Origin of the sequence: Streptomyces sp. NPDC093018 (genome assembly GCF_040684035.1) — a bacterium.
Taxonomy (GTDB): domain Bacteria; phylum Actinomycetota; class Actinomycetes; order Streptomycetales; family Streptomycetaceae; genus Streptomyces; species Streptomyces murinus.
This window is the reverse complement of the sequence record NZ_JBFBFF010000005.1, coordinates 385738-406261: the sequence shown is the minus strand read 5'-3', so window position 1 is coordinate 406261 and position 20524 is coordinate 385738. Positions and strand designations below refer to the sequence as shown.

Here is a 20524-nt window from a genome sequence, read left to right as displayed (position 1 = left end):
GTGCCAACTCCTTCCCTCGACGCACTGCCCATCCGTCGTCTGACGCTGCGCGATCTCACCGCCTGCGCCGATCTGTCCGAGGACCGGGGGTGGCCACGCGAGGAACACAAGTGGGGCTTCCTCCTCACCGCCGGGCGCGGCTTCGGCATCGACGACCCTCAGGGTGGTCTCGTCGCCGCATGCGTCATCACCGAGTACGGCTCCTGGGGGCAACCGGAACTCGGTGCCATCGGCATGGTGCTGGTCGCCGAACGCCACGCCCGCCGGGGTGTCGGCCGCCGCTTGATGCGGCATGTGGTGTCCGCCATGGACGGCACCCCGCTGACCCTGTACGCCACGGAGAACGGCCGCCCCCTGTACGAGGAGCTGGGCTTCAAGGTGACGGGCCGGGCGGAGATGCTCAGGGGTCGCTTCGCCCCCGGCGGCCCGGACCTCGGGGTCACGACGCGGGCCGCCACCGCGGAGGACCTTCCCCGGATCCTGCGCGTGGACGAGGAGGTGTTCGGCGCCGACCGGACACCGCTCCTCGCACGGCTCCCGGCCTTCGCGGACCAGCTGCGGGTGGCCGAGGAGGACGGCCGGGTCATCGGCTACGCGGCCGCGTGGCCCAACATGGACACCCATGTCGTCGGCCCGCTGATCGCCCGGGACACGGAGACCGCCCAGGCCTTGATCGCCTCACTGGCGGCCGGCACGGACCGCCCGCTGCGCACCGATATCGACGTCCGTCACGAGGAGCTGCTGGCCTGGGCCAAGGCCCGGGGGCTGGCCTCGGTGGCACACAACTCGGTGATGACGTACGGCATCACCGAGCTTCCGGGCGACTGGACGCGCCGGTTCGCCCCGCTGACGGTGGCCGCCGGCTGAGACGTCGTACGACGCGGTGTGCCGTCGTACGACCGTGTCCTCCGTACGACCGCGCCGCTGTACGACGCCCGCAGGCCCCGGCGCTCGAAGCGGCGGGGCCTGCGGGCGTAGCGGGCCGGGGTGATCAGGCGAGGGCCTGGACGGCAGCGGTGGCGAAGCGGTGGTCCTGCTCCGGGGCGCCGCCGCCGACGCCGACCGCGCCGATCAGCCGGCCGTCGCGGTGGACGGGGATGCCGCCCGCGATGAACAGCAGCGGCCGGTCGAGGGCCGTGGGCAGCGTGTGGAAGAGGCCGCCCGGCTGGACGGCGTCGACCAGGTCGGCGGTGGGGGCGTTCAGCTGGAGCGCGGTGTAGGCCTTGCGGGTGCTGGTCTCGCCGGAGATCAGCACCGCCCGGTCGTCCCGGCGGAAGGCGAGCAGATGGCCGCCGGCGTCGAGCACGGTGACGCTGACGGTGACTCCCGCCTCCTCGGCCGCCCGGCGGGCCGTGGCGACGAGCAGCTCGGCGTCCTCGGTGGTGAGCGGGGCGACGGCGGTGGTGCTCATGGAAGGTTCTCCTCGGGTGTTGCGGTGGGGGCATCGCTGTGTCGGGACTTGCCGGGTGGGGGCCGTACCGCGGTTCGGTGCGGGTGACCGTGGGCCGCGGACGGCCGCGGACCGCGGTGGCTCAGTGGTGGACGGCGGTGGGCCGGTCGGCGGGCGCGGCGGAAGCGGCCGCGGTGGCACCGTGCGGGGCCTCGCGGCGCTCCAGGGCGGCCGAGAGGACGGCGAGGACCAGGGCGGCCGCGGCGAGCGCGGCACCGACCCAGTTGGGGGCCGTGTAGCCGAGGCCGGCCGAGATCACCAGGCCGCCGAGCCAGGCGGAGAGGGCGTTGCCCAGGTTGAAGGCGCCGATGTTCACGGCCGAGGCGAGCGTCGGCGCGCCATGGGCGTGGTCGAGGACGCGCTTCTGCAGCGGCGGGACGGTGGCGAAGCCGAGGGCGCCGATCAGGGCGATGGTCACGGCCGCCGCGATCTTGTTGTGGGCGGTCAGCGTGAACAGGGCGAGGACGACGGCCAGGGCGCCGAGCGAGATGTAGAGCATCGGCATCAGGGCGCGGTCGGCGAACCTGCCGCCGACGAGGTTGCCGCCGACCATGCCGAGGCCGAACAGGACCAGCAGCCAGGTGACCGAGCCGTCGGCGAAACCGGCGACGTGGGTCATCATCGGCGCGATGTAGGTGACGGCCGCGAAGACGCCGCCGAAGCCGAGGACGGTCATCGCCATGGCCAGCAGGACCTGGGCGTTCTTGAAGGCGGCCAGCTCATGGCGCAGGTGCACGCCCTCGGCCCGTGGCAGCTCGGGCACCAGCTTGGCGATACCGGCGAGACCGATGACGCCGAGCCCGGCGACGACCGCGAAGGTGACGCGCCAGCCGACGTGCTGGCCGATCAGCGTGCCCAGCGGGACGCCGATGACATTGGCGACCGTCAGACCGGTGAACATCATGGCGATGGCGCCGGCCTTCTTCTGGGGCGCGACCAGTTCGGCCGCGACGACCGAACCTATGCCGAAGAAGGCGCCGTGGGCGAGCGAGGCGATCACTCGTCCGATCACCATGATCGCGAAGGCGGGGGCGAGGGCGGACAGCAGGTTCCCGGCGATGAAGAGACCCATCAGCAGCATCAGCATCCGCTTGCGCGGGATCCTGGTGCCGAGCACGGTCATCAGCGGGGCGCCGATGACCACGCCGAGTGCGTAGCCGGTCACGAGCAGGCCGGCCGTGGGGATGGAGACGCCGAAGTCGCCCGCGACCTCGGGCAGCAAGCCCATGATCACGAACTCGGTGGTGCCGATTCCGAAGGCCCCGATCGCGAGGGCCAGAAGCGCGAGAGGCATGTGGGGGTACACCTTCCCAGAAGATTGCATGAGCGCTTTGCGTGTTTCGACAATACTTGCAGGCGCGGTTTAAATGCAAGAGCTGGCTATTGCGGGCAGTGGTCTACCCTGGGGGCAACCACTCCGAGACGGAGGAGAACGCCCATGACAGCGACGGACCCCGCGCTCACCGCCCTCGCCCAGGGCTGGTGCGCCCTCTCTGCGCTGCACGGCCGGATCGAGGCGCACATCGAACGCGCCCTCCAGGCCGAGCACGACCTCAGCGTGCGCGAGTACTCGCTGCTCGACGTGCTGAGCCGACAGCACGACGACGAGGGCGGGCATCTGCAGATGAAGCAGGTCGCCGAGGCCGTCGTACTCAGTCAGAGCGCCACCACGCGCCTGGTGACCCGCCTGGAGGACCGCGGTCTGCTGGAGCGCTATCTGTGCCCCACCGACCGGCGCGGTATCTACACCAACGTCACCGAGGCGGGCCTGCGGCTTCTCGAGGAGGCGCGCCCGACCAATGACGGCGCCCTGCGCGAGGCCCTGGACGAGGCTTCCAGAAACCCCGAACTGGCACCGCTGGTACGCGTGGTGGAGTCGCTGAACGCCCCCGCATAGGGTGCGGGCATGGGAGATCTTGAGATACGGGCCGCGGCCGAGGACGACCTTCCGGCGATCGTCGCGATGCTCGCCGACGATCCACTGGGCGCGCAGCGGGAGTCTCCCGATGACCTGACCCCGTACCGGGCGGCGCTGAAGCGGCTGGCAGCGGACCCGAACCAGCACCTCGTCGTCGCCGTACGCGACGGCCGGGTGATCGGCACCCTTCAGCTCACGATCATCCCCGGGCTGTCCCACCGGGGCGCGACCCGTGCGCTGATCGAGGCCGTTCGCATCCACGCGGACGAGCGGGGCAGCGGACTGGGCACCGAGCTGATCCAGTGGGCCGTCGACACGGCCCGGCGGCTCGACTGCGTGATGGTGCAGCTGACGTCCGACAAGAAGCGTCCCGACGCCCACCGGTTCTACGAGCGGCTCGGGTTCACCGCGTCGCACGAGGGCTTCAAACTGCGCCTCTGACCGTCTTCGCTCCGACGGCGGGGAGCAGAGTACGACAAAGGGGTTGCATCGCCTGTTTCACGTGAAACAAGCGATGCAACCCCTCTTGCCCTCCGCCTACTTGATGCCGCGCCAGCCCTGCGGGTCCACGCCGCCCGGCACCGGGGCCTCGGGGTCGTACGGCTGCCGGGTGAACACGAACGAGCCGAGGTCGAGGTGGCTCAGGGACCCGTCCGGCCGCCGTACGGGCCGCAGCAGCTCCCCGGCGTAGTAGTCCTCCAGACCCGTCCAGGTGCCGTCGCCGTTCGACCGGAAGCGGGACCCGCGACCGCCGCCGGTCAGCGGGTCGAGCGAGATATGGCCGTCGGCCGTCACCCGCAGGCCGAAGGCGCCGGTCCCCCAGTACCACTGCCCGGCCAGCTCCAGCACCGCCGGATCGACCTCACGGAGCGGGCGCCAGGGCTCGGGGATGCGGGGCTCCGCCTCAGCGACGATCCGTACGAGGTCGTCGCCCAGCGCGCCCAGGGACGGTCCGCTGGTGCAGTTGGTGAGCACCACCGAGGCCACGTCGTCCTCCAGGCTGATGGTGAGGTTCGCCAGGAAGCCGGGCAGCGAGCCGGAGTGGCCGAACATCAGGTGTCCGCCGCGGGCATGGAGCTGCATGCCGAGGCCGTAGGTGACCCCGTCCACCACATCGGGGGCCTCGGCCGGCGCCGCCGGAGTCCGCATCTCGCGCACCGACTCCGCGCCGAGCACCCGCTCGTCACCGTGGGCCAGGAACACCGCGAACTTCGCCAGGTCCCCCGTGGTCGACCACAGCTGACCGGCGGAGGCCATCCGGCCGAGGTCCTCCATCGGCTCCGGCAGCAGGGCGTCGGCCCAGGGATGCACCGCCCAGCCGCCCGCGTGCGGGGCTTCCGGCTGGGGGGTGGTGCGGTGCAGGCCGAGCGGTTCGAGGATCTCCCGGCGCAGCACCTCCGCCCAGGGGGCGCCGCGTAGTTCCTCCACCAGCGCGCCGAGCAGCGTATAGCCGGTGTTGGAGTAGTGGTGCAGGCGGCCCGCGGGGTGCAGCAGGGGCTGTTCGCCGAGCACATCGGCGAGTTCGGGCCGCAGGGAGCCGGGCGTCCGCTCCCACCAGGGTCCGGGCGACTCGGCCGCCACCCCGGAGGTGTGCGCGAGCAGTTCGGCGATCGTGGCCTCCCCCACACCGGTGCCCGGCAGATGCTTGTCCAGCGGATCGCCGAGGTCGAGCACGCCCTCGTCGCGCAGCCGCATCACCAGCACGGCCGTGAAGGTCTTGGTGATCGAGCCGATCCGGTACTGCACGTTCTCGTCCGGCGCGTGCCCGTCCACCGAGCTCCGCGCTCCGTGCCACACGGCCTGCCCGCCGCGCACCACGGCGGCGACCAACGACGGCGCCCGCCCCTCGCTCTGCGCGACGGCGATCCTGTGCAGCAGCGCGCGCTGGGTCCCCGGGAGCAGCGCATCCTGTGAAGTCGTCATTCCCCCAGTCCACCTGCTGGAACGCCGTGCGTCGAATCCATTTCCAGTAGGAAATCCCACGAGAAGTGGGGTGTTGGCCGCAATGAGGGCCAAGCGCTCCACTTCAGGGTCGTGTCGCTTGCCCGTCGAACGCCTCGCGGACCCGGCCCGCGATGTCGGCCGGATCGTTGGGGCGGGTCGTGTCCATCGTGATGACGGTGCCGTAGCCGACCGGCCGGTCGTACTGGGCGAGGACCTCGGGCCGGAGTTCATGGACGACGTGGACCGCGTGGGCCCCGGCCGCGCGCTCGGCGTAGCGGCGAGCGGCCTCGGCCGGTGGGCACCGGCAATGGACCTCGACCACGGTCGCGGCCAAGGACTCCAGATGAGGGCGGGTGTCGGGGTGGCGCGGCAGGAAGTTGGCCTCCAGGACGGCCTCCGGACAGCGCGCGGCCAGGGCCCAGAGCAACCGCATGGCCGCGGCGCCCAGTCGGCGGGAGGACGCCAGATCCACCGGCGCGTCCAGCGCGTCGTGCAGGGTCTCCTTGATGTGGTCCTTGGACAGCAACGGGAAACGGAGCTCTGCCGACAGCGGCAGCGCCAGGGTGGTCTTGCCGGCTCCGGGCGCCCCGGTGACGAGCACGATGCGACGGGTCACCCCACCGATGATGCAGGGGCAGCCGCCGCGTCACCGCGAAACGCGGGCCTCGATGCCGTCGAGCAGGAAATCGAGGCCCAATCGGAAGGTGGCGTCGGCGTCCAGATGGGCGGCGTCACGCACCACCGTGGCCAGCGCGGGGAATCGGCCGGTGGCGAAGGTCCGCTCCAGATAGGGCCCGAGTGCGGCCTGCCAGCGCCTCTCGTCCATCCCACTGGCCCGCTCGGCTCGCCGCTCGGCGATCTCCCGGCGCACCGCGCCGATCACATACGCGTTGACCGCAGCGACCATCGGCATGGCGTCGTCCAGAGCGATGCCGTCGAGCCGGGCCACCACGGTCTCGCCGTTGGCCAGCGCGTGCGGGCCGAGCTGCGGTCGGCCACCGAGCAGATCGGCGAGCCATTCGTGCTCATGGGCGGCCTGCCGGGTGGATTCGGCGAGAGAGCGCAGCACCTGCCGCCAGCCGTCGCCGACGGGCCGGATCTCGGCATAGGCCGCGTCGACCATCAGGTCGAGCAGCTCCTCCTTGCTCGCGATGTAGCTGTACAGCCGCATCGGCCCGACGCCCAGCGCGGTGGCGACCTTGCGCAGCGACACCGCCTCCAGGCCGTCCGCGTCGGCCAGCCGGATCGCCGTTCGCACGATGGCCTCGCGGTTCAACGGGGCCGGCACCGGTCGCTCCGGCGGCTCCGGCCTCTCCCACACCAACATGCCGCAAACGATACATCGTATGGAGCGATACAGTGTATCGACACGTGCGGCGTATCGAAGAGAGGCAAGAGGGACAGCCATGACCATCGCCATCGTCGGAGCCGGCCTCGGCGGCCTGGCTCTCGCCCGTGTGCTGCACGTCAACGGCCTGGATTCCGTCGTGTACGAACGTGAGTCGTCGCGCGGTGCGCGCGGCCAGGGCGGCATGCTCGACATCCACTCCGGCCGGCGGGCGCTGCGCGAGGCCGGTCTCCTCGACGGGTTCCACGCGATCGCCCGTGGCGAGGGCCAGGACATGCGTCTCCTCGAACCGGACGGCACCCTCCTGCTCCAGGAGGACACCCCCGACGACGCCCCGCTCGACCGGCCCGAGGTCGACCGCGCCGACCTGCGCGACCTGCTGCTGGACTCCCTCCCCGAGGACACGGTGCGCTGGGGCCACGAGTTCACCTCCGCGGGCAACGGCCGGCTGGACTTCGCCGACGGCGGCGGCGCGTCGTACGACCTGCTGGTCGGCGCGGACGGCGCGCACTCCCGGGTCCGCGCGCTGCTCACCGACGCCCGCCCGGCACACATCGGCCAGAACGTCGTCGAGGTCGGCATCCCCGATATCGACCGCACCCACCCCGGCCTCGCGGCGATGGTCGGGCGCGGCAACTACTGGGTGCTCGGCGACGGGATGTCCCTGGCGGCGCAGCGCAACGGCGACGGCCGTGTGCGCATCGGCCTCAGCTTCTACAACACCGGCGAGGACTGGTTCGCCACCAGCGGGATCCCGTTCGACGACCCGGCCACCGCCCGGGCACGGCTGATCGACCTGCTCTCCGGCTGGGACCCGCGGTTCACCGCGCTGATAGCGGCCTGCGACGACACGATCGAGCCGCGCTCGATCACCGCCCTCCCGGTCGGCCTGACCTGGCCTTCGACACCGGGCGTCACCCTGCTCGGCGATGCCGCGCATCTGATGCCGCCGGTGGGCCAGGGCGCCAACATGGCGTTGCTCGACGGCGCCCTGCTCGGTCTCGCGCTGGCCGCGCACCCGGACGACTTCCCCGCCGCCGTCGCGGAATACGAACACGAGATGTTCGAACGCACCGGCGCCGCCGCCCGGATGTCCGCGAAGATGAAAGACATGCTGATGTCCCCGGGCGCGGCCCGGAAGATGCTCGCGTTCTTCCAGCCCGACGGCGCCTGAAACCCGGCGGGTTCCCTCGCGTCGATCAGGTCTGCGCCATGTCCACGAAGCGCGAGTAGTGGCCCTGGAAGGCGACCGTGATGGTGGCCGTGGGGCCGTTACGGTGCTTGGCGACGATCAGGTCGGCCTCGCCGGCGCGGGGGGACTCCTTCTCGTAGGCGTCCTCGCGGTGCAGCAGGATGACCATGTCGGCGTCCTGCTCGATCGAGCCGGACTCACGCAGGTCGGAGACCATCGGCTTCTTGTCGGTGCGCTGTTCGGGGCCACGGTTCAGCTGGGACAGCGCGATGACCGGGATCTCCAGCTCCTTGGCGAGGAGCTTGAGGTTACGGGACATGTCCGAGACCTCCTGCTGGCGGCTCTCGGCGCGCTTGGAACCGCCGGACTGCATCAGCTGGAGATAGTCGATGACGACGAGCTTCAGGTCGTTGCGCTGCTTGAGGCGGCGGCACTTGGCCCGGATCTCCATCATCGACAGGTTCGGGGAGTCGTCGATGTAGAGCGGGGCGGCCGAGACGTCCGGCATCCGGCGGGCGAGCCGGGTCCAGTCCTCGTCGGTCATCGTGCCGGAGCGCATGTGGTGCAGGGCGACGCGGGCCTCGGCGGACAGCAGACGCATCGCGATCTCATTGCGGCCCATTTCGAGCGAGAAGATGACGCTCGGCAGGTTGTTCTTGATCGACGCGGCCCGCGCGAAGTCCAGTGCCAGCGTCGACTTACCCATGGCGGGACGGGCCGCGATGACGATCATCTGACCGGGGTGCAGTCCGTTGGTGAGCGAGTCGAAGTCCGTGAACCCGGTGGGCACACCGGTCATCTCGCCGCTGCGGGAGCCGATCGCCTCGATCTCGTCGAGCGCGCCCTCCATGATGTCGCCCAGCGGCAGGTAGTCCTCGCTGGTGCGCTGCTCGGTGACGGCGTAGATCTCGGCCTGGGCGCTGTTGACGATCTCGTCCACGTCGCCGTCGGCCGCGTATCCCATCTGCGTGATCCGGGTGCCGGCCTCGACCAGGCGGCGCAGTACGGCGCGCTCATGGACGATCTCCGCGTAGTACTCGGCGTTGGCCGCCGTCGGCACGGTCTGGACCAGGCTGTGGAGGTACGCCGCGCCGCCGACCTTGTTGATCTCGCCGCGCTTGGTGAGTTCCGCGGCGATGGTGATCGGGTCGGCCGGCTCACCCTTGGCGTAGATGTCCAGGATCGCCTGGTAGATCGTCTCGTGCGCGGGCTTGTAGAAGTCGTGGCCCTTGAGGATCTCCACGACGTCGGCGATGGCGTCCTTGGACAGCAGCATGCCGCCGAGCACCGACTGCTCGGCGTCGAGGTCCTGCGGGGGCACCCGCTCGAAGGAGGAACCGCCGCCTTCCCAGCCGGCGTTGTCCCGGCCCCGGTCGTGCTGCTCGTCACGGCCCCGGCCGCCCTCGGGTCGCCGACGGGAGGCCGGCAGACGATCACTGGGCCCGCTGTCGGCCCACGGATCGTCCAAGGGCTCGGAAACGCTCACCGAGCCACCTCCTCCCGTCACACGGCGGACCTCGCCGTGTCCTCTTTTGTACGGCACGACACTGACAAATCGAGAGGCCCAACTCCGCTCAGGGCGCGTCGGTTTTGTGCCGTTTCCCGAGCCTCGGAGGCATCGCCTGCCGGGGCCCGGAGAAGGAGCGGGCGCCGGACAACGGTAGGCCCGTCGGCACCGTCAGCCAATCTGGTTATCCACAGGCCATGTGGACGACGGCCCCGATGCTGTGGAGAACTCGCCGAAACCTGTGCACGACCCGGTGGACAGCCCTGTGAACAAGCCCTCGATCCTCTGCGGGCCACGCCTCTGACCTGCGGCTTCGACATCCACCGGCTGTGCAGAAGAAAAACTTTCCCGGTCGGACCAAGATCAGTTCGAACGGTGCGCGAGCGGACGGCATTCAGGAGCATAAGTAAGGGTCACAATGCAATTGCATCTCTTACCTGTGGACGATTACATTAGCGCCCATGACCCAGGCTCCCGAGATCCCCGAGGCCACCCGTCGGCGGCACGACCGAGAGATCGTCGCGCTGGCCGTCCCGGCCTTCGGCGCGCTCGTCGCCGAGCCTCTCTTCGTCATGGCGGACAGTGCCATTGTCGGCCACCTCGGCACCGCCCAGCTCGCCGGTCTCGGCGTCGCCTCCGCCCTCCTGACCACCGCCGTGAGCGTGTTCGTCTTTCTCGCGTACGCCACCACGGCCGCCGTGGCCCGCCGGGTGGGCGCGGGCGATCGCCCGGGCGCCATCCGCCAGGGCATGGACGGCATCTGGCTGGCGCTGCTGCTCGGGGTCGTGGTCATCGCCGTCGTCCTCCCCCTGGCACCCGGCATCGTGGACCTCTTCGGCGCCTCCACCACGGCGGCGCCGTACGCCACGACCTATCTGCGCATCTCCTCCTTGGGCATCCCGGCCATGCTCATGGTGCTCGCCGCCACCGGAGTGCTCCGCGGTCTCCAGGACACCAGGACACCGCTCTATGTCGCCGTCGGCGGATTCATCGCCAACGCCGTTCTCAATGTCGGCCTGGTCTACGGCGCCGGGCTGGGCATCGCCGGCTCGGCCTGGGGCACGGTCATCGCGCAGTGCGCCATGGCGACCGTCTATCTGACCGTGGTCGTACGCGGCGCCCGTCGGCACGGTGCGTCCCTGCGCCCGGACGCGGCCGGGATCCGGGCCTCGGCCCAGGCCGGTGTCCCGTTGCTGGTCCGCACCCTGTCGCTGCGCGCGATCCTCATGATCGCAACCGCCGTCGCGGCCCGCCTCGGTGACGCCGACATCGCCGCCCACCAGATCATTCTGTCCCTGTGGAGCCTGCTGGCCTTCGCGCTCGACGCCATCGCGATCGCGGGGCAGGCCATCATCGGCCGCTACCTCGGAGCGGCCGACACCGAGGGCGCTCGCGCGGCCTGCCGGCGGATGGTCCAGTGGGGCATCGCCACCGGTGTCGTACTCGGACTGCTGGTCGTCGCGGCCCGGCCGCTCTTCCTGCCGCTGTTCACCAGCGACCCGGTGGTCAAGGACGCCGCACTGCCCGCGCTGCTGATGGTGGCCCTGTCACAGCCCGTCTGCGGGATCGTCTTTGTCCTGGACGGCGTGCTGATGGGTGCGGGCGACGGGCCGTATCTGGCCTGGGCGATGCTGGTGACCCTGGCGGTGTTCGTCCCGGCGGCCCTGCTCGTCCCGGCATTCGGCGGCGGTCTGACCGCGCTCTGGGCCGCGATGACGCTGATGATGACCGTCCGTATGGCCACCCTCTGGTGGCGCAGCCGCTCGGGCCGCTGGCTGGTGACGGGGGCGACCCGCTGACCGTTTCACGTGAAACATCCGCCGAGGCGCCCCCGGGACGCGCCGGCGACAGCCGCAACGGAAGAGGGGCCGTACCCGCGATGGGTACGGCCCCTCTTCTCAGCTGCTCAGACCGAGCGCTGGGTCACGCAGAGACGACCTCGATGGCGACCTTGGCGGCCACCTCGGGGTGCAGACGCACGGACGTCTCGTGGGAGCCCAGGGTCTTGATCGGGGCGCCCAGCTCGATGCGGCGCTTGTCGACCTCGGGGCCACCGGAAGCCTTGATCGCGGACGCGACGTCGGCCGGGGTGACGGAACCGAAGAGACGACCGGCGTCGCCGGAGCGAACGGCCAGACGGACCTTCACGCCCTCGAGCTGGGCCTTGACCTGGTTGGCCTGCTCGATGGTCTGGATCTCGTGGATCTTGCGCGCACGACGGATCTGCGCGACGTCCTTCTCGCCACCCTTGGTCCAGCGGATAGCGAACTTCCGCGGGATCAGGTAGTTGCGAGCGTAGCCGTCCTTGACGTCGACAACATCGCCGGCGGCACCGAGGCCGGAGACCTCGTGGGTGAGGATGATCTTCATGAGTCGGTCACCCTTCCCTTATCGCGCGGTGGACGTGTAGGGCAGCAGCGCCATCTCACGGCTGTTCTTCACGGCCGTGGCGACGTCACGCTGGTGCTGCGTGCAGTTGCCGGTCACGCGGCGGGCACGGATCTTGCCGCGGTCGGAAATGAACTTCCGCAGCATGTTCGTGTCCTTGTAGTCCACGTACGTGACCTTGTCCTTGCAGAAAGCGCAGACCTTCTTCTTAGGCTTGCGCACAGGCGGCTTCGCCATGGTGTTTCTCCTGTGTGATCAAGAAGTGTGGGATACGAGCCCTAGAAAGGAGGCTCGTCCGAGTAGCCGCCGCCCTGGTTGCCACCGGAGCCACCGCCCCAGCCGCCGCCACCCTGGTTGCCACCGGCGGGAGCGCCGGTCGCCCACGGGTCGTCGGCCGGAGCGCCGCCACCCTGCTGGCCGCCACCGGAGCCACCGCCCCAGCCGCCGCCGGCCTGGCCGCCGCCCTGCTGACCGCCGCCGTAACCGCCCTGGCCACCGCGACCGCCACCACCGGAGGTCTTGGTGACCTTGGCCGTGGCGTTGCGCAGGCTGGGGCCGACCTCGTCGACGTCCAGTTCGTAGACCGTGCGCTTGACGCCCTCACGGTCCTCGTAGGACCGCTGCTTCAGCCGGCCCTGCACGAGCACGCGCATGCCTCGCTGGAGCGACTCGGCGACGTTCTCCGCCGCCTGACGCCAGACCGAGCAGGTCAGGAACAGGCTCTCGCCGTCCTTCCACTCGTTGGTCTGACGGTCGAAGGTGCGGGGGGTGGACGCGATACGGAACTTCGCGACCGCCGCACCGGACGGGGTGAAGCGCAGCTCGGGGTCGTCGACAAGATTGCCGATGACCGTGATGACGGTCTCGCCTGCCATGGGGGAACCTCTCGGCGGGTTTGCTGCTGGCTGCTTGCTGCTACTCGAATCCCGGGATCAACTGAGCCGAGGCTCAGTGCATCTCGGGACGGAGGACCTTGGTCCGGAGGACCGACTCGTTCAGGTTCATCTGGCGGTCGAGCTCCTTGACGACCGCAGGCTCGGCCTGCAGGTCGATGACCGAGTAGATGCCCTCGGGCTTCTTCTTGATCTCGTAGGCGAGACGACGACGGCCCCAGGTGTCGACCTTCTCCACCTTGCCGCCGCCATCACGGACGACGGACATGAAGTTCTCGATCAGCGGGGAGACAGCACGCTCCTCGAGATCGGGGTCGAGGATGACCATCACCTCGTAGTGACGCATGTGGAACCCACCTCCTTTGGACTCAGCGGCCACGGTCGTTCCGTGGCAGGAGGGTCTAATGCGTTCGCAACGGTATCGGCCGGCACTGACAATCAGGGGTTTCCACTGACGATCAGGGCTCCGCGAGGATTCCCCGCCGCAGATCCGGGCAGACACCGGTGCAGACGGTACAGACTACCCGCACACCCGCTTCCGGTTGAAATCCGGCCGTGAGGGCCGACAATCTGTACACGTCGGGTGTGTACGGCGCTACGATGCGCCGCCTTCCGCAGGAGGTGCCCCATGGCACAGGCTTTGCAGCCCAACACCGCCGGATCCCTCTTCGCCAGCGACGGCAAGACCCATCCGCTCCCGGACATCCTGATGGCCGTGACGCTGGTCCTGGGCCTGCTGTCCTTCATCACCGCGTTCTTCCCCGGCCTGCACCTGCTCACGTCCTGGGCCGGTCTGGTCGGCATCGTCACCGGCGCGTACGGGCAGTGGGTCTCGGTGACCACGCGCGAGCGCTTCGGGCTGATCCTCGGCCTCGGCGCCTCCGGGGTCGGCCTGCTGATCGGCATGTCGAACGGCGGGCTGTTCGGCGGCCTGTTCTGAGGCGGTCCCTCCCGAGGCGGCCCCCGCGAAGACGATCTCCGCGGGGGCGGTCTCGCGCGGGCGGGCCCTTCTGAGCCGTCCGCCCCATCGGGGTGCTCAGCGGGCGCAGTAGGCTTCGGCGCGAGAGCCGGAGCCCCTGAACCCATGGGGACACACCAGCCCGAGGAGCGCCCCGACATGAGCCTGACCCTGAGGACCATCAGCCGAGAGCAGCATCTGGCATTCATCCAGAGCCTGCCGTCGGCGAGCCACATGCAGGTCCCGGCCTGGGCCGACGTGAAGGCGGAGTGGCGCTCGGAGAGCCTCGGCTGGTTCGACGAGCGCAGCGGTCAGCTGGTCGGCGTGGGCCTGGTCCTCTACCGCCAGCTGCCCAAGATCAAGCGCTACCTCGCCTATCTGCCCGAGGGCCCGGTCATCAACTGGTACGCGCCGAACCTGGACGACTGGATCCAGCCGATGCTCGCGCACCTGAAGCAGCAGGGCGCCTTCTCCGTGAAGATGGGCCCGCCGGTGATCATCCGGCGCTGGAACGCCGAGACGATCAAGAAGGGCATCCAGGACCAGGACGTCAAGCGCCTGCGCGACCTGGAGGCCGACTACATCGAGCCGCGCGCCTTCGAGGTCGCCGACAAGCTGCGCCGCATGGGCTGGCAGCAGGGCGAGGACGGCGGCGCGGGCTTCGGCGACGTCCAGCCGCGCTACGTCTACCAGGTGCCGCTGGCGAACCGCTCCCTGGAAGAGGTCCACAAGAACTTCAACCAGCTGTGGCGCCGCAACATCAAGAAGGCCGAGAAGGCCGGCGTCGAGGTCGTCCAGGGCGGCTACCAGGACCTCGCCGAGTGGCAGCGGCTGTACGAGATCACGGCCGTGCGCGACCACTTCCGGCCGCGCCCGCTGTCGTACTTCCAGCGCATGTGGACGGCCCTCAACACCGAGGACCCCAACCGCATGCGGCTGTACTTCGCCCGGCACAACGGCGTGAACCTGTCCGCGGCCACCATGCTGATCGTCGGCGGCCACGTCTGGTACTCCTACGGCGCCTCCGACAACATCGGCCGCGAGGTCCGGCCCTCGAACGCGATGCAGTGGCGCATGCTGCGCGACGCCTACGCGCTCGGGGCGACCGTCTACGACCTGCGCGGCATCTCCGACTCGCTGGACGAGTCGGACCACCTGTTCGGCCTGATCCAGTTCAAGGTCGGCACCGGCGGACAGGCCGCCGAGTACCTCGGCGAATGGGACTTCCCGCTGAACAAGCTGCTCCACAAGGCGCTCGACATCTACATGTCGCGCCGCTGAGCAGCCGGCGTTTGATTCCATAGGGTTCACAGCACTCTCACCCCCGATACACCTCAGCCACGAGAAAGGGTCCGGGTCCGGCCATGGCGCTCACGCTCTACGTCGACACCGCGCGCTGGCGGGCGCACCACAAGCACGTGCAGGAGCAGTTCCCGGGCCTGGTCCCGGTCTGCAAGGGCAACGGCTACGGCTTTGGGCACGAACGGCTTTCGGAGGAGGCCACCCGGCTCGGCTCGGACCTGCTCGCCGTCGGCACCACCTACGAGGCCGCACGCATCAAGGACTACTTCGGCGGCGACCTGCTGGTGCTGACGCCCTACCGGCGCGGCGAGGAGCCGGTGCCGCTGCCCGACCGGGTGGTCCGCTCGGTCTCCTCGATCGACGGTGTGTACGGCCTGGTGGGCGCGCGTGTCGTCATCGAGGTGATGTCCTCGATGAAGCGGCACGGCATCAGCGAGCAGGATCTGCCGCAGCTGCACCAGGCCATAGAGAACGTCCGCCTGGAGGGCTTCGCCATCCATCTGCCGCTGGACCGCACCGACGGCTCGGACGCCGTCGAGGAGGTCATCGGCTGGATGGACCGGCTGCGCGCGGCCCGGCTGCCGCTGCACACGATGTTCGTCAGCCACCTCAAGGCCGACGAACTCGTCCGGCTCCAGCAGCAGTTCCCGCAGACCCGGTTCCGCGCCCGCATCGGCACCCGGCTGTGGCTGGGGGACCACGAGGCGACCCAGTACCGCGGTGCCGTCCTGGACGTCACCCGGGTGACCAAGGGCGACCGGTTCGGCTACCGGCAGCAGAAGGCGGCCTCCGACGGCTTCCTGGTGGTCGTGGCGGGCGGTACGTCGCACGGAGTGGGCCTGGAGGCGCCGAAGGCCCTGCACGGCGTCATGCCGCGCGCCAAGGGCGTCGCCCGTGCCGGTCTCGCCACGGTCAACCGGAACCTCTCCCCGTTCGTCTGGGACGGCAAGCAGCGCTGGTTCGCCGAACCGCCGCACATGCAGGTGTCGATCCTGTTCGTGCCCTCGGACGCCGCGGAGCCCAAGGTCGGCGACGAGCTGGTGGCCCATCTGCGGCACACCACCACGCAGTTCGACCGCATCGTGGACTGCTGAGACCGGCCGAGCCCGCCGGTACCGGACAACGGGAAGGCCGTACACGGAACTCCGTGTACGGCCTTCTTCGTGTCCTCGTCCCGCACTCGGGCCGAAGCGGCGGGCCGTTCAGCCGAGCCGTTCGCTCACAGCGAACGGCTCTGGGGAGGCGCCGCTTCCGGCCTGCCCCACTCCACCTGCGGCGCCTCGTACGGGGCCGCGTGCCGGGGCGGACGGGCCACCGCGGCGAACGCGAAGACGTCCTCCGCCCCGTCGAGCACCCCGCCCGAGGGATCGTCGTCCCCGGACCGGCGCACCACGTCCCGCTCCGGCATCAGGATGTCGCGTACGACGACGGCGCACAGGTACAGCGTGCCCAGCAGGTGCAGGGCGATCGCCCACTGGTAGCCGTGCGTCGGCAGGCCCTTGTGGGCGTCTCCGCTGGTCGTGTAGGCGAGGTACATCCAGATGCCGAGGAAGTACGCCACCTCGCACGCCTGCCAGATCAGAAAGTCCCGCCACTTGGGCCGGGCGAGGGCCGCCAGCGGCACCAGCCAGAGGACGTACTGCGGCGAGTAGACCTTGTTGGTGAGGATGAAGACCGCCACGATCAGGAAGGCCAGCTGGGCGAAGCGCGGCCGGCGCGGGGCGGTGAACGTGAGCACGGCGATGCCGAGGGAGCACAGCACCACCAGCACCATGGCGGCGGTGTTCACGAAGTCGGTGCTGGGCGGGTGGTTCGAGTTCTGGGACCAGATCAGCCAGAACGAGCCGAAGTCGACGCCCCGGTCATGACTGAACGAGTAGAACTTCGACCAGCCCGGGAAGGCGAACAGCATCACCGGCAGGTTCACCACCAGCCAGGCGGCCGCCGTTCCCACCGCCGCCTGCCCGAACTCCCGCCATCTGCCCGCGCGCCAGCACAGCACGAGCAGGGGGCCGAGCAGGAGCACGGGGTAGAGCTTGGCGGCCGTGGCGAGTCCCAGGAGGATGCCGAAGGCGACCGGGCGGCTGCGGGCCCACATCAGCATCGCGGCGGCCGTCAGCGCCACCGCCAGCAGGTCCCAGTTGATGGTGGCGGTCAGCGCCGCCGCGGGCGCCAGAGCGACCAGCAGGCCGTCCCAGGGGCGCCGGCGGTGGGTACGGGCCACACAGACGGCGAGTACGGCCGTACAGACCATCAGCATCGCGGCGTTCACGAACCAGTACCACTGCTCCTGGTGCTGGATGCCGCCGCTGTGCGGGGTCAGCCAGGAGGCCACCTGCATGAACACTCCGGTCAGCACCGGGTACTCGAGATAGCCCATGCCGCCGGACAGGTCGTCCGGGAGCTTGTCGAAGTAGGGCACGAGGTGATCGGCGAATCCGCGGCCCTGGTAGAGGTGCGGAATATCCGAATAGCAGGCCTTCGTGTACTGGGAGCTGGCGCCGAAGAACCAGGCGCTGTGGTAGCACGGCACCTTCTGGACCAGGCCCAGGGCGAACATGCCGATCGCCACGAGCGCCACGATCCGCACGGGCGTCCACCAGGAGGTTCCGAGCAGGGCGTACCGCCCGATGGGGCCGCCGACCAGCTCACTGCCGGCCGCCGCGACCTCGTCCTCCCTGGTCGGCCGCACCGGCTCCGGCGGGGCGGACCGCTCCGGCTCGGGCTCGTACACGCCCGGGGGTGTCATCTCTGCACTGGGCATGGGCCACATCCTGCCGTACCTCCCCATGAAAACGCGGAGGGCCGCCGCACCTGGTGGGTGCGGCGGCCCATGTTTCACGTGAAACAGGCACGGCGGGCGATATGACCGCCAACCGGTCGGACCGAGGGGCTAGCCCGTCGGTCCCCAGATGGTTCCTCCGTTGCCATTGCCGTTGCCATTGCCCCGAGTGCCGCCGTCGGCGTTGGGATCGGTGGCCGTGGTCGAGGGCGTCGGCCCCCCGTCCATGCCGCCGGTGCCGTTCCCGCCGGCACCGTTGCCGTTGTCACCGCCGTTGCCGTTGCCTCCGTCGGTGCAGCCGAAGAAGCCGCAGGTCTGGCTGTTCGTCGGGCTCGGGGAGACGCTGTTGCTCGGCGACGGGCTGGTGGACGGGCTCGTGGACGGGCTCGGCGAGGTCGACAGGGAAGGCGTCGGGCTCGGCTCGGGGTTCAGCGCGACGCCGATGGGCTCGGGCGCCGGGAAGGTCAGCGCCGGCTGACCCTGAAGTGCCTGGGTCATGTAGTCGTGGAAGATCTCCGACGGGAACGAGGCGCCGTGGATCTGCTTCTGGCCACCCGTTCCGTACATCTCCAGGAACGTGCGGTTCTTGTTATTCGCGTTGTCGTCCAGGCGGAACATGCTGATCGCGGTGGACAGCTGCGGGGTGTAGCCGACGAACCAGGCCGACTTGTTGCCGTCGGTGGTACCGGTCTTGCCGGCCACCTCACGTCCGGGCAGCCGGGCGTTGGTACCCGTGCCCTTGTCGACCACGGTCCGCAGGACGTCGGTGACGTTGTTCGCCACGTTCGCCGAGTAGGCCTCCTTCGACTTCACCTCGTGCGTGTAGACGACCCCGTCCTTGCTCTCGACCTTGTCGACCGAGTACGGGTCGGTCTGCTGACCGCTGTTGGCGAAGGTGCCGTAGGCCCCGGCCATACGGATGGCGCTCGGGTCGGAGGTGCCGATCGAGAAGGACGGGTAGTTGGAGCTGGCCAGGCTGCCCTTCAGCAGACCCGCGTCCAGCGCGGACTGCTCGACCTTGTCCAGGCCCACGTCCATGCCGAGCTGCACATAGGCGGAGTTCACCGAGAACTGCATCGCCTCACGGAGGTCGATCTTGTAGTCCGGCGCGTCACCGACGGACTCATCGCCGTCGTTGGTCTGGAGCCACTCCTTGCCGTCCTTGTCCGTCCAGACGGTGTGGTCGTAGTTCTCGATCTTGAGCTTGTTCTTGCCGCTGTACAGGCTCTTGGGAGAGGCGATCGTGCGCTCGTCCGAGCCCTGGTCCGCCGGACCGTGCGGGTCGCGCACGCCCCACTTCATCGAGGCCGCCAGCACGAAGGGCTTGAACGTCGAGCCCACCTGGGCGCCGGTCGAGTCGGCGTTGTCGGTGAAGTGCTTGGTCGCGTCCTCACCGCCGTAGATGGCCCGGATGGCGCCCGTCTTCGGCTCGACCGAGGCCCCGCCGAACTGGACATACTTGTCGTACTTCGGACGCACATCGGGCTTGATGTTCGCCTTCTGGACCTTCTTGACGGCGGCTTCCAGCGCGTTGACCTTCTTCTTGTCGAAGGTCGTGTGGATCCGGTAGCCGCCCTTCTGCAGATCGTCCGCGGTGACATGGGTCTTGTCACTGTTGTTGATCAGATAGGACTTGGCGAGGTCGACCAGGTAACCGACCTGGCCGCTGAGCCGGCTGTTCGACCGCGGGTTCTGCGAGTGGGGGAGCGTCGTGTACTTGGCACGCTCAGCGGCGCTCAGATGGCCGTACTTGACCATCTTGTCGAGGGTGTCCTGCATCTGCCCCAGAGCGCGCTTCTTGTTCGCCTCGGCCGTGGCGTTGGGGTCGAGGGAAGTGGCGCCGGCCGGGTCGTAGTAGGTGGCGCCCTTCAGCATCGCCGCGAGGAAGGCGCACTGGCCGGGGTTGAGGTCCTTGGCGTCGATGTTGAAGTACGCGCGCGAGGCCGCCTGGATGCCGTAGGCGCCGCGGCCGAAGTACGCCGAGTTCAGGTAACCGGCCATGATCTTCGGCTTGGGCACCTCGGTGCCCACCTTGATCGCGACGAAGATCTCCTTGAACTTGCGGGAGAGGGTCTGCGACTGGTCGTCGAGCATGGCGTTCTTGACGTACTGCTGGGTGATCGTCGAACCACCCTGGGTCTGGCCGCCCCGGGCCATGTTGAAGACCGCTCGTGCGATACCCGACGGGTCCACGCCGCTGTCGGTCTCGAAGGTCTTGTTCTCCTGGGAGATGACGGCGTACCGCATCTCCTTGGGGATGTCCTCGTAGTTGATGATCTGCCGGTTGGTCTCGCCACCGGTCGCGACCATCACCGATCCGTCGGACCAGTAATAGACGTTGTTCTGCGCCTGCGCGGTCTTGGCCACATCTGGGACGCCCACCATCGCGTACCCGATGCCGGCGACGGCCACGAGGCAGCCGACGAAGCCGATGAACATGCCCGACACGAGCCTCCAGGAAGGCACCCACCGGTGCCACCCGTACTTGTCCGCGCGGGGATAGTCGATGATCCGCTTCTTGCCGGGCGGGGCCGTACGCCCCCGGCCGCGGCCGGGTCCGGACGGGCCGCCGGGACCACTGCGGCGGCCACCTGCGGGCTCGGCCCTGCGGCGTCCGCTGCTGCTTCTCTGCGCCGCGCGCCGGGCCTCGGCGCGGCCGCCGAGCGACCGCCCCTCGTCTCCCGGAGAGTCGGCAGGCGATCCGCTGGCGCCTCGCGGTGCCGCGCGGCGACCGGGGGACGAACCGGGCTGGCCGCGTCGGGCCGCGGCACGTCCGCCTCCCTGCGGCTGCGGCGGTTTGCGACGGTGCTCGCTCATCGAACGATTACTCCTCGGGCAGGCG

At 69.8% G+C, this 20524-nt stretch carries 20 protein-coding genes; 8 read left to right on the top strand and 12 right to left on the bottom strand.

Translation table 11 applies throughout. The features are described from left to right. The gene (locus AB0N90_RS15140) at window positions 1–867 is read left to right on the top strand and encodes a GNAT family N-acetyltransferase (RefSeq protein ID WP_365196472.1); all 867 of its coding nucleotides are present in this window, start codon (window positions 1–3) and stop codon (window positions 865–867) included. A 124-nt stretch (window positions 868–991) separates the two neighbouring features. Here AB0N90_RS15140 and AB0N90_RS15135 read toward each other — a convergent pair whose 3' ends face one another. Further along, on the bottom strand, window positions 992–1411 hold the full coding sequence (locus AB0N90_RS15135) for a heme-binding protein (protein WP_365196469.1): 420 nt from the start codon (window positions 1409–1411) through the stop codon (window positions 992–994). Window positions 1412–1532: 121 nt separating this feature from the next. After that, window positions 1533–2744, bottom strand: a complete 1212-nt coding sequence (locus AB0N90_RS15130) for an MFS transporter (RefSeq protein ID WP_365196468.1) — start codon at window positions 2742–2744, stop codon at window positions 1533–1535. Between the two features lie 144 nt (window positions 2745–2888). Here AB0N90_RS15130 and AB0N90_RS15125 point away from each other — a divergent pair, with 144 nt between their 5' ends. Continuing rightward, a complete protein-coding gene (locus AB0N90_RS15125) occupies window positions 2889–3347 on the top strand; it encodes a MarR family transcriptional regulator (protein WP_365196467.1) in 459 nt (152 codons plus the stop codon). A 9-nt stretch (window positions 3348–3356) separates the two neighbouring features. Further along, the gene (locus AB0N90_RS15120) at window positions 3357–3809 is read left to right on the top strand and encodes a GNAT family N-acetyltransferase (RefSeq protein ID WP_365196465.1); all 453 of its coding nucleotides are present in this window, start codon (window positions 3357–3359) and stop codon (window positions 3807–3809) included. Between the two features lie 96 nt (window positions 3810–3905). Here AB0N90_RS15120 and AB0N90_RS15115 read toward each other — a convergent pair whose 3' ends face one another. From AB0N90_RS15115 to AB0N90_RS15105, 3 genes are all read right to left on the bottom strand, one after another. Further along, complete coding sequence (locus AB0N90_RS15115) at window positions 3906–5291, bottom strand: serine hydrolase domain-containing protein (RefSeq protein WP_361671965.1); 1386 nt, start codon at window positions 5289–5291, stop codon at window positions 3906–3908. A gap of 103 nt (window positions 5292–5394) precedes the next feature. Then, window positions 5395–5928: an AAA family ATPase gene (locus AB0N90_RS15110; protein WP_365196462.1), complete on the bottom strand. Its 534-nt coding sequence runs from the start codon at window positions 5926–5928 to the stop codon at window positions 5395–5397. A 30-nt stretch (window positions 5929–5958) separates the two neighbouring features. Beyond that, the gene (locus AB0N90_RS15105; protein ID WP_361671969.1) at window positions 5959–6639 is read right to left on the bottom strand and encodes a TetR/AcrR family transcriptional regulator; all 681 of its coding nucleotides are present in this window, start codon (window positions 6637–6639) and stop codon (window positions 5959–5961) included. Between the two features lie 79 nt (window positions 6640–6718). Here AB0N90_RS15105 and AB0N90_RS15100 point away from each other — a divergent pair, with 79 nt between their 5' ends. After that, the gene (locus tag AB0N90_RS15100) at window positions 6719–7834 is read left to right on the top strand and encodes an FAD-dependent monooxygenase (RefSeq protein WP_365196459.1); all 1116 of its coding nucleotides are present in this window, start codon (window positions 6719–6721) and stop codon (window positions 7832–7834) included. A gap of 25 nt (window positions 7835–7859) precedes the next feature. On the opposite strand, the gene dnaB is transcribed toward AB0N90_RS15100, so the two are convergent. Then, complete coding sequence (gene dnaB / locus AB0N90_RS15095; protein WP_365196457.1) at window positions 7860–9338, bottom strand: replicative DNA helicase; 1479 nt, start codon at window positions 9336–9338, stop codon at window positions 7860–7862. Window positions 9339–9820: 482 nt separating this feature from the next. On the opposite strand from dnaB, the gene AB0N90_RS15090 reads away from it, so the two are divergent. Further along, window positions 9821–11158, top strand: coding sequence for an MATE family efflux transporter (locus AB0N90_RS15090; protein WP_365196455.1), 1338 nt, complete (start codon window positions 9821–9823; stop codon window positions 11156–11158). Between the two features lie 124 nt (window positions 11159–11282). On the opposite strand, the gene rplI is transcribed toward AB0N90_RS15090, so the two are convergent. From rplI to rpsF, 4 genes are all read right to left on the bottom strand, one after another. Next, window positions 11283–11729: a 50S ribosomal protein L9 gene (rplI, locus tag AB0N90_RS15085; protein ID WP_037650447.1), complete on the bottom strand. Its 447-nt coding sequence runs from the start codon at window positions 11727–11729 to the stop codon at window positions 11283–11285. An 18-nt stretch (window positions 11730–11747) separates the two neighbouring features. Next, on the bottom strand, window positions 11748–11984 hold the full coding sequence (gene rpsR, locus AB0N90_RS15080) for a 30S ribosomal protein S18 (RefSeq protein WP_003949403.1): 237 nt from the start codon (window positions 11982–11984) through the stop codon (window positions 11748–11750). A 41-nt stretch (window positions 11985–12025) separates the two neighbouring features. Further along, window positions 12026–12622 carry a single-stranded DNA-binding protein gene (locus AB0N90_RS15075; protein ID WP_085565606.1) on the bottom strand — a complete coding sequence of 199 codons (597 nt, stop codon included), beginning with the start codon at window positions 12620–12622 and terminating at the stop codon, window positions 12026–12028. Between the two features lie 73 nt (window positions 12623–12695). Next, the gene (rpsF, locus tag AB0N90_RS15070; protein ID WP_037650441.1) at window positions 12696–12986 is read right to left on the bottom strand and encodes a 30S ribosomal protein S6; all 291 of its coding nucleotides are present in this window, start codon (window positions 12984–12986) and stop codon (window positions 12696–12698) included. Between the two features lie 282 nt (window positions 12987–13268). Here rpsF and AB0N90_RS15065 point away from each other — a divergent pair, with 282 nt between their 5' ends. The 3 genes from AB0N90_RS15065 (at window position 13269) to AB0N90_RS15055 (ending at window position 15994) form a co-directional block, all read left to right on the top strand. Next, the gene (locus AB0N90_RS15065) at window positions 13269–13580 is read left to right on the top strand and encodes a hypothetical protein (RefSeq protein ID WP_037650437.1); all 312 of its coding nucleotides are present in this window, start codon (window positions 13269–13271) and stop codon (window positions 13578–13580) included. Between the two features lie 177 nt (window positions 13581–13757). Continuing rightward, window positions 13758–14879: a peptidoglycan bridge formation glycyltransferase FemA/FemB family protein gene (locus AB0N90_RS15060; RefSeq protein ID WP_037650435.1), complete on the top strand. Its 1122-nt coding sequence runs from the start codon at window positions 13758–13760 to the stop codon at window positions 14877–14879. Window positions 14880–14962: 83 nt separating this feature from the next. Next, window positions 14963–15994, top strand: coding sequence for an alanine racemase (locus AB0N90_RS15055; RefSeq protein WP_037650433.1), 1032 nt, complete (start codon window positions 14963–14965; stop codon window positions 15992–15994). 125 nt (window positions 15995–16119) lie between these two features. On the opposite strand, the gene AB0N90_RS15050 is transcribed toward AB0N90_RS15055, so the two are convergent. Both AB0N90_RS15050 and AB0N90_RS15045 read right to left on the bottom strand, forming a co-directional pair. After that, window positions 16120–17664 carry a glycosyltransferase 87 family protein gene (locus AB0N90_RS15050; protein ID WP_365196450.1) on the bottom strand — a complete coding sequence of 515 codons (1545 nt, stop codon included), beginning with the start codon at window positions 17662–17664 and terminating at the stop codon, window positions 16120–16122. A 129-nt stretch (window positions 17665–17793) separates the two neighbouring features. Beyond that, complete coding sequence (locus AB0N90_RS15045; protein ID WP_365196448.1) at window positions 17794–20499, bottom strand: transglycosylase domain-containing protein; 2706 nt, start codon at window positions 20497–20499, stop codon at window positions 17794–17796. Window positions 20500–20524 lie beyond the last annotated feature (25 nt).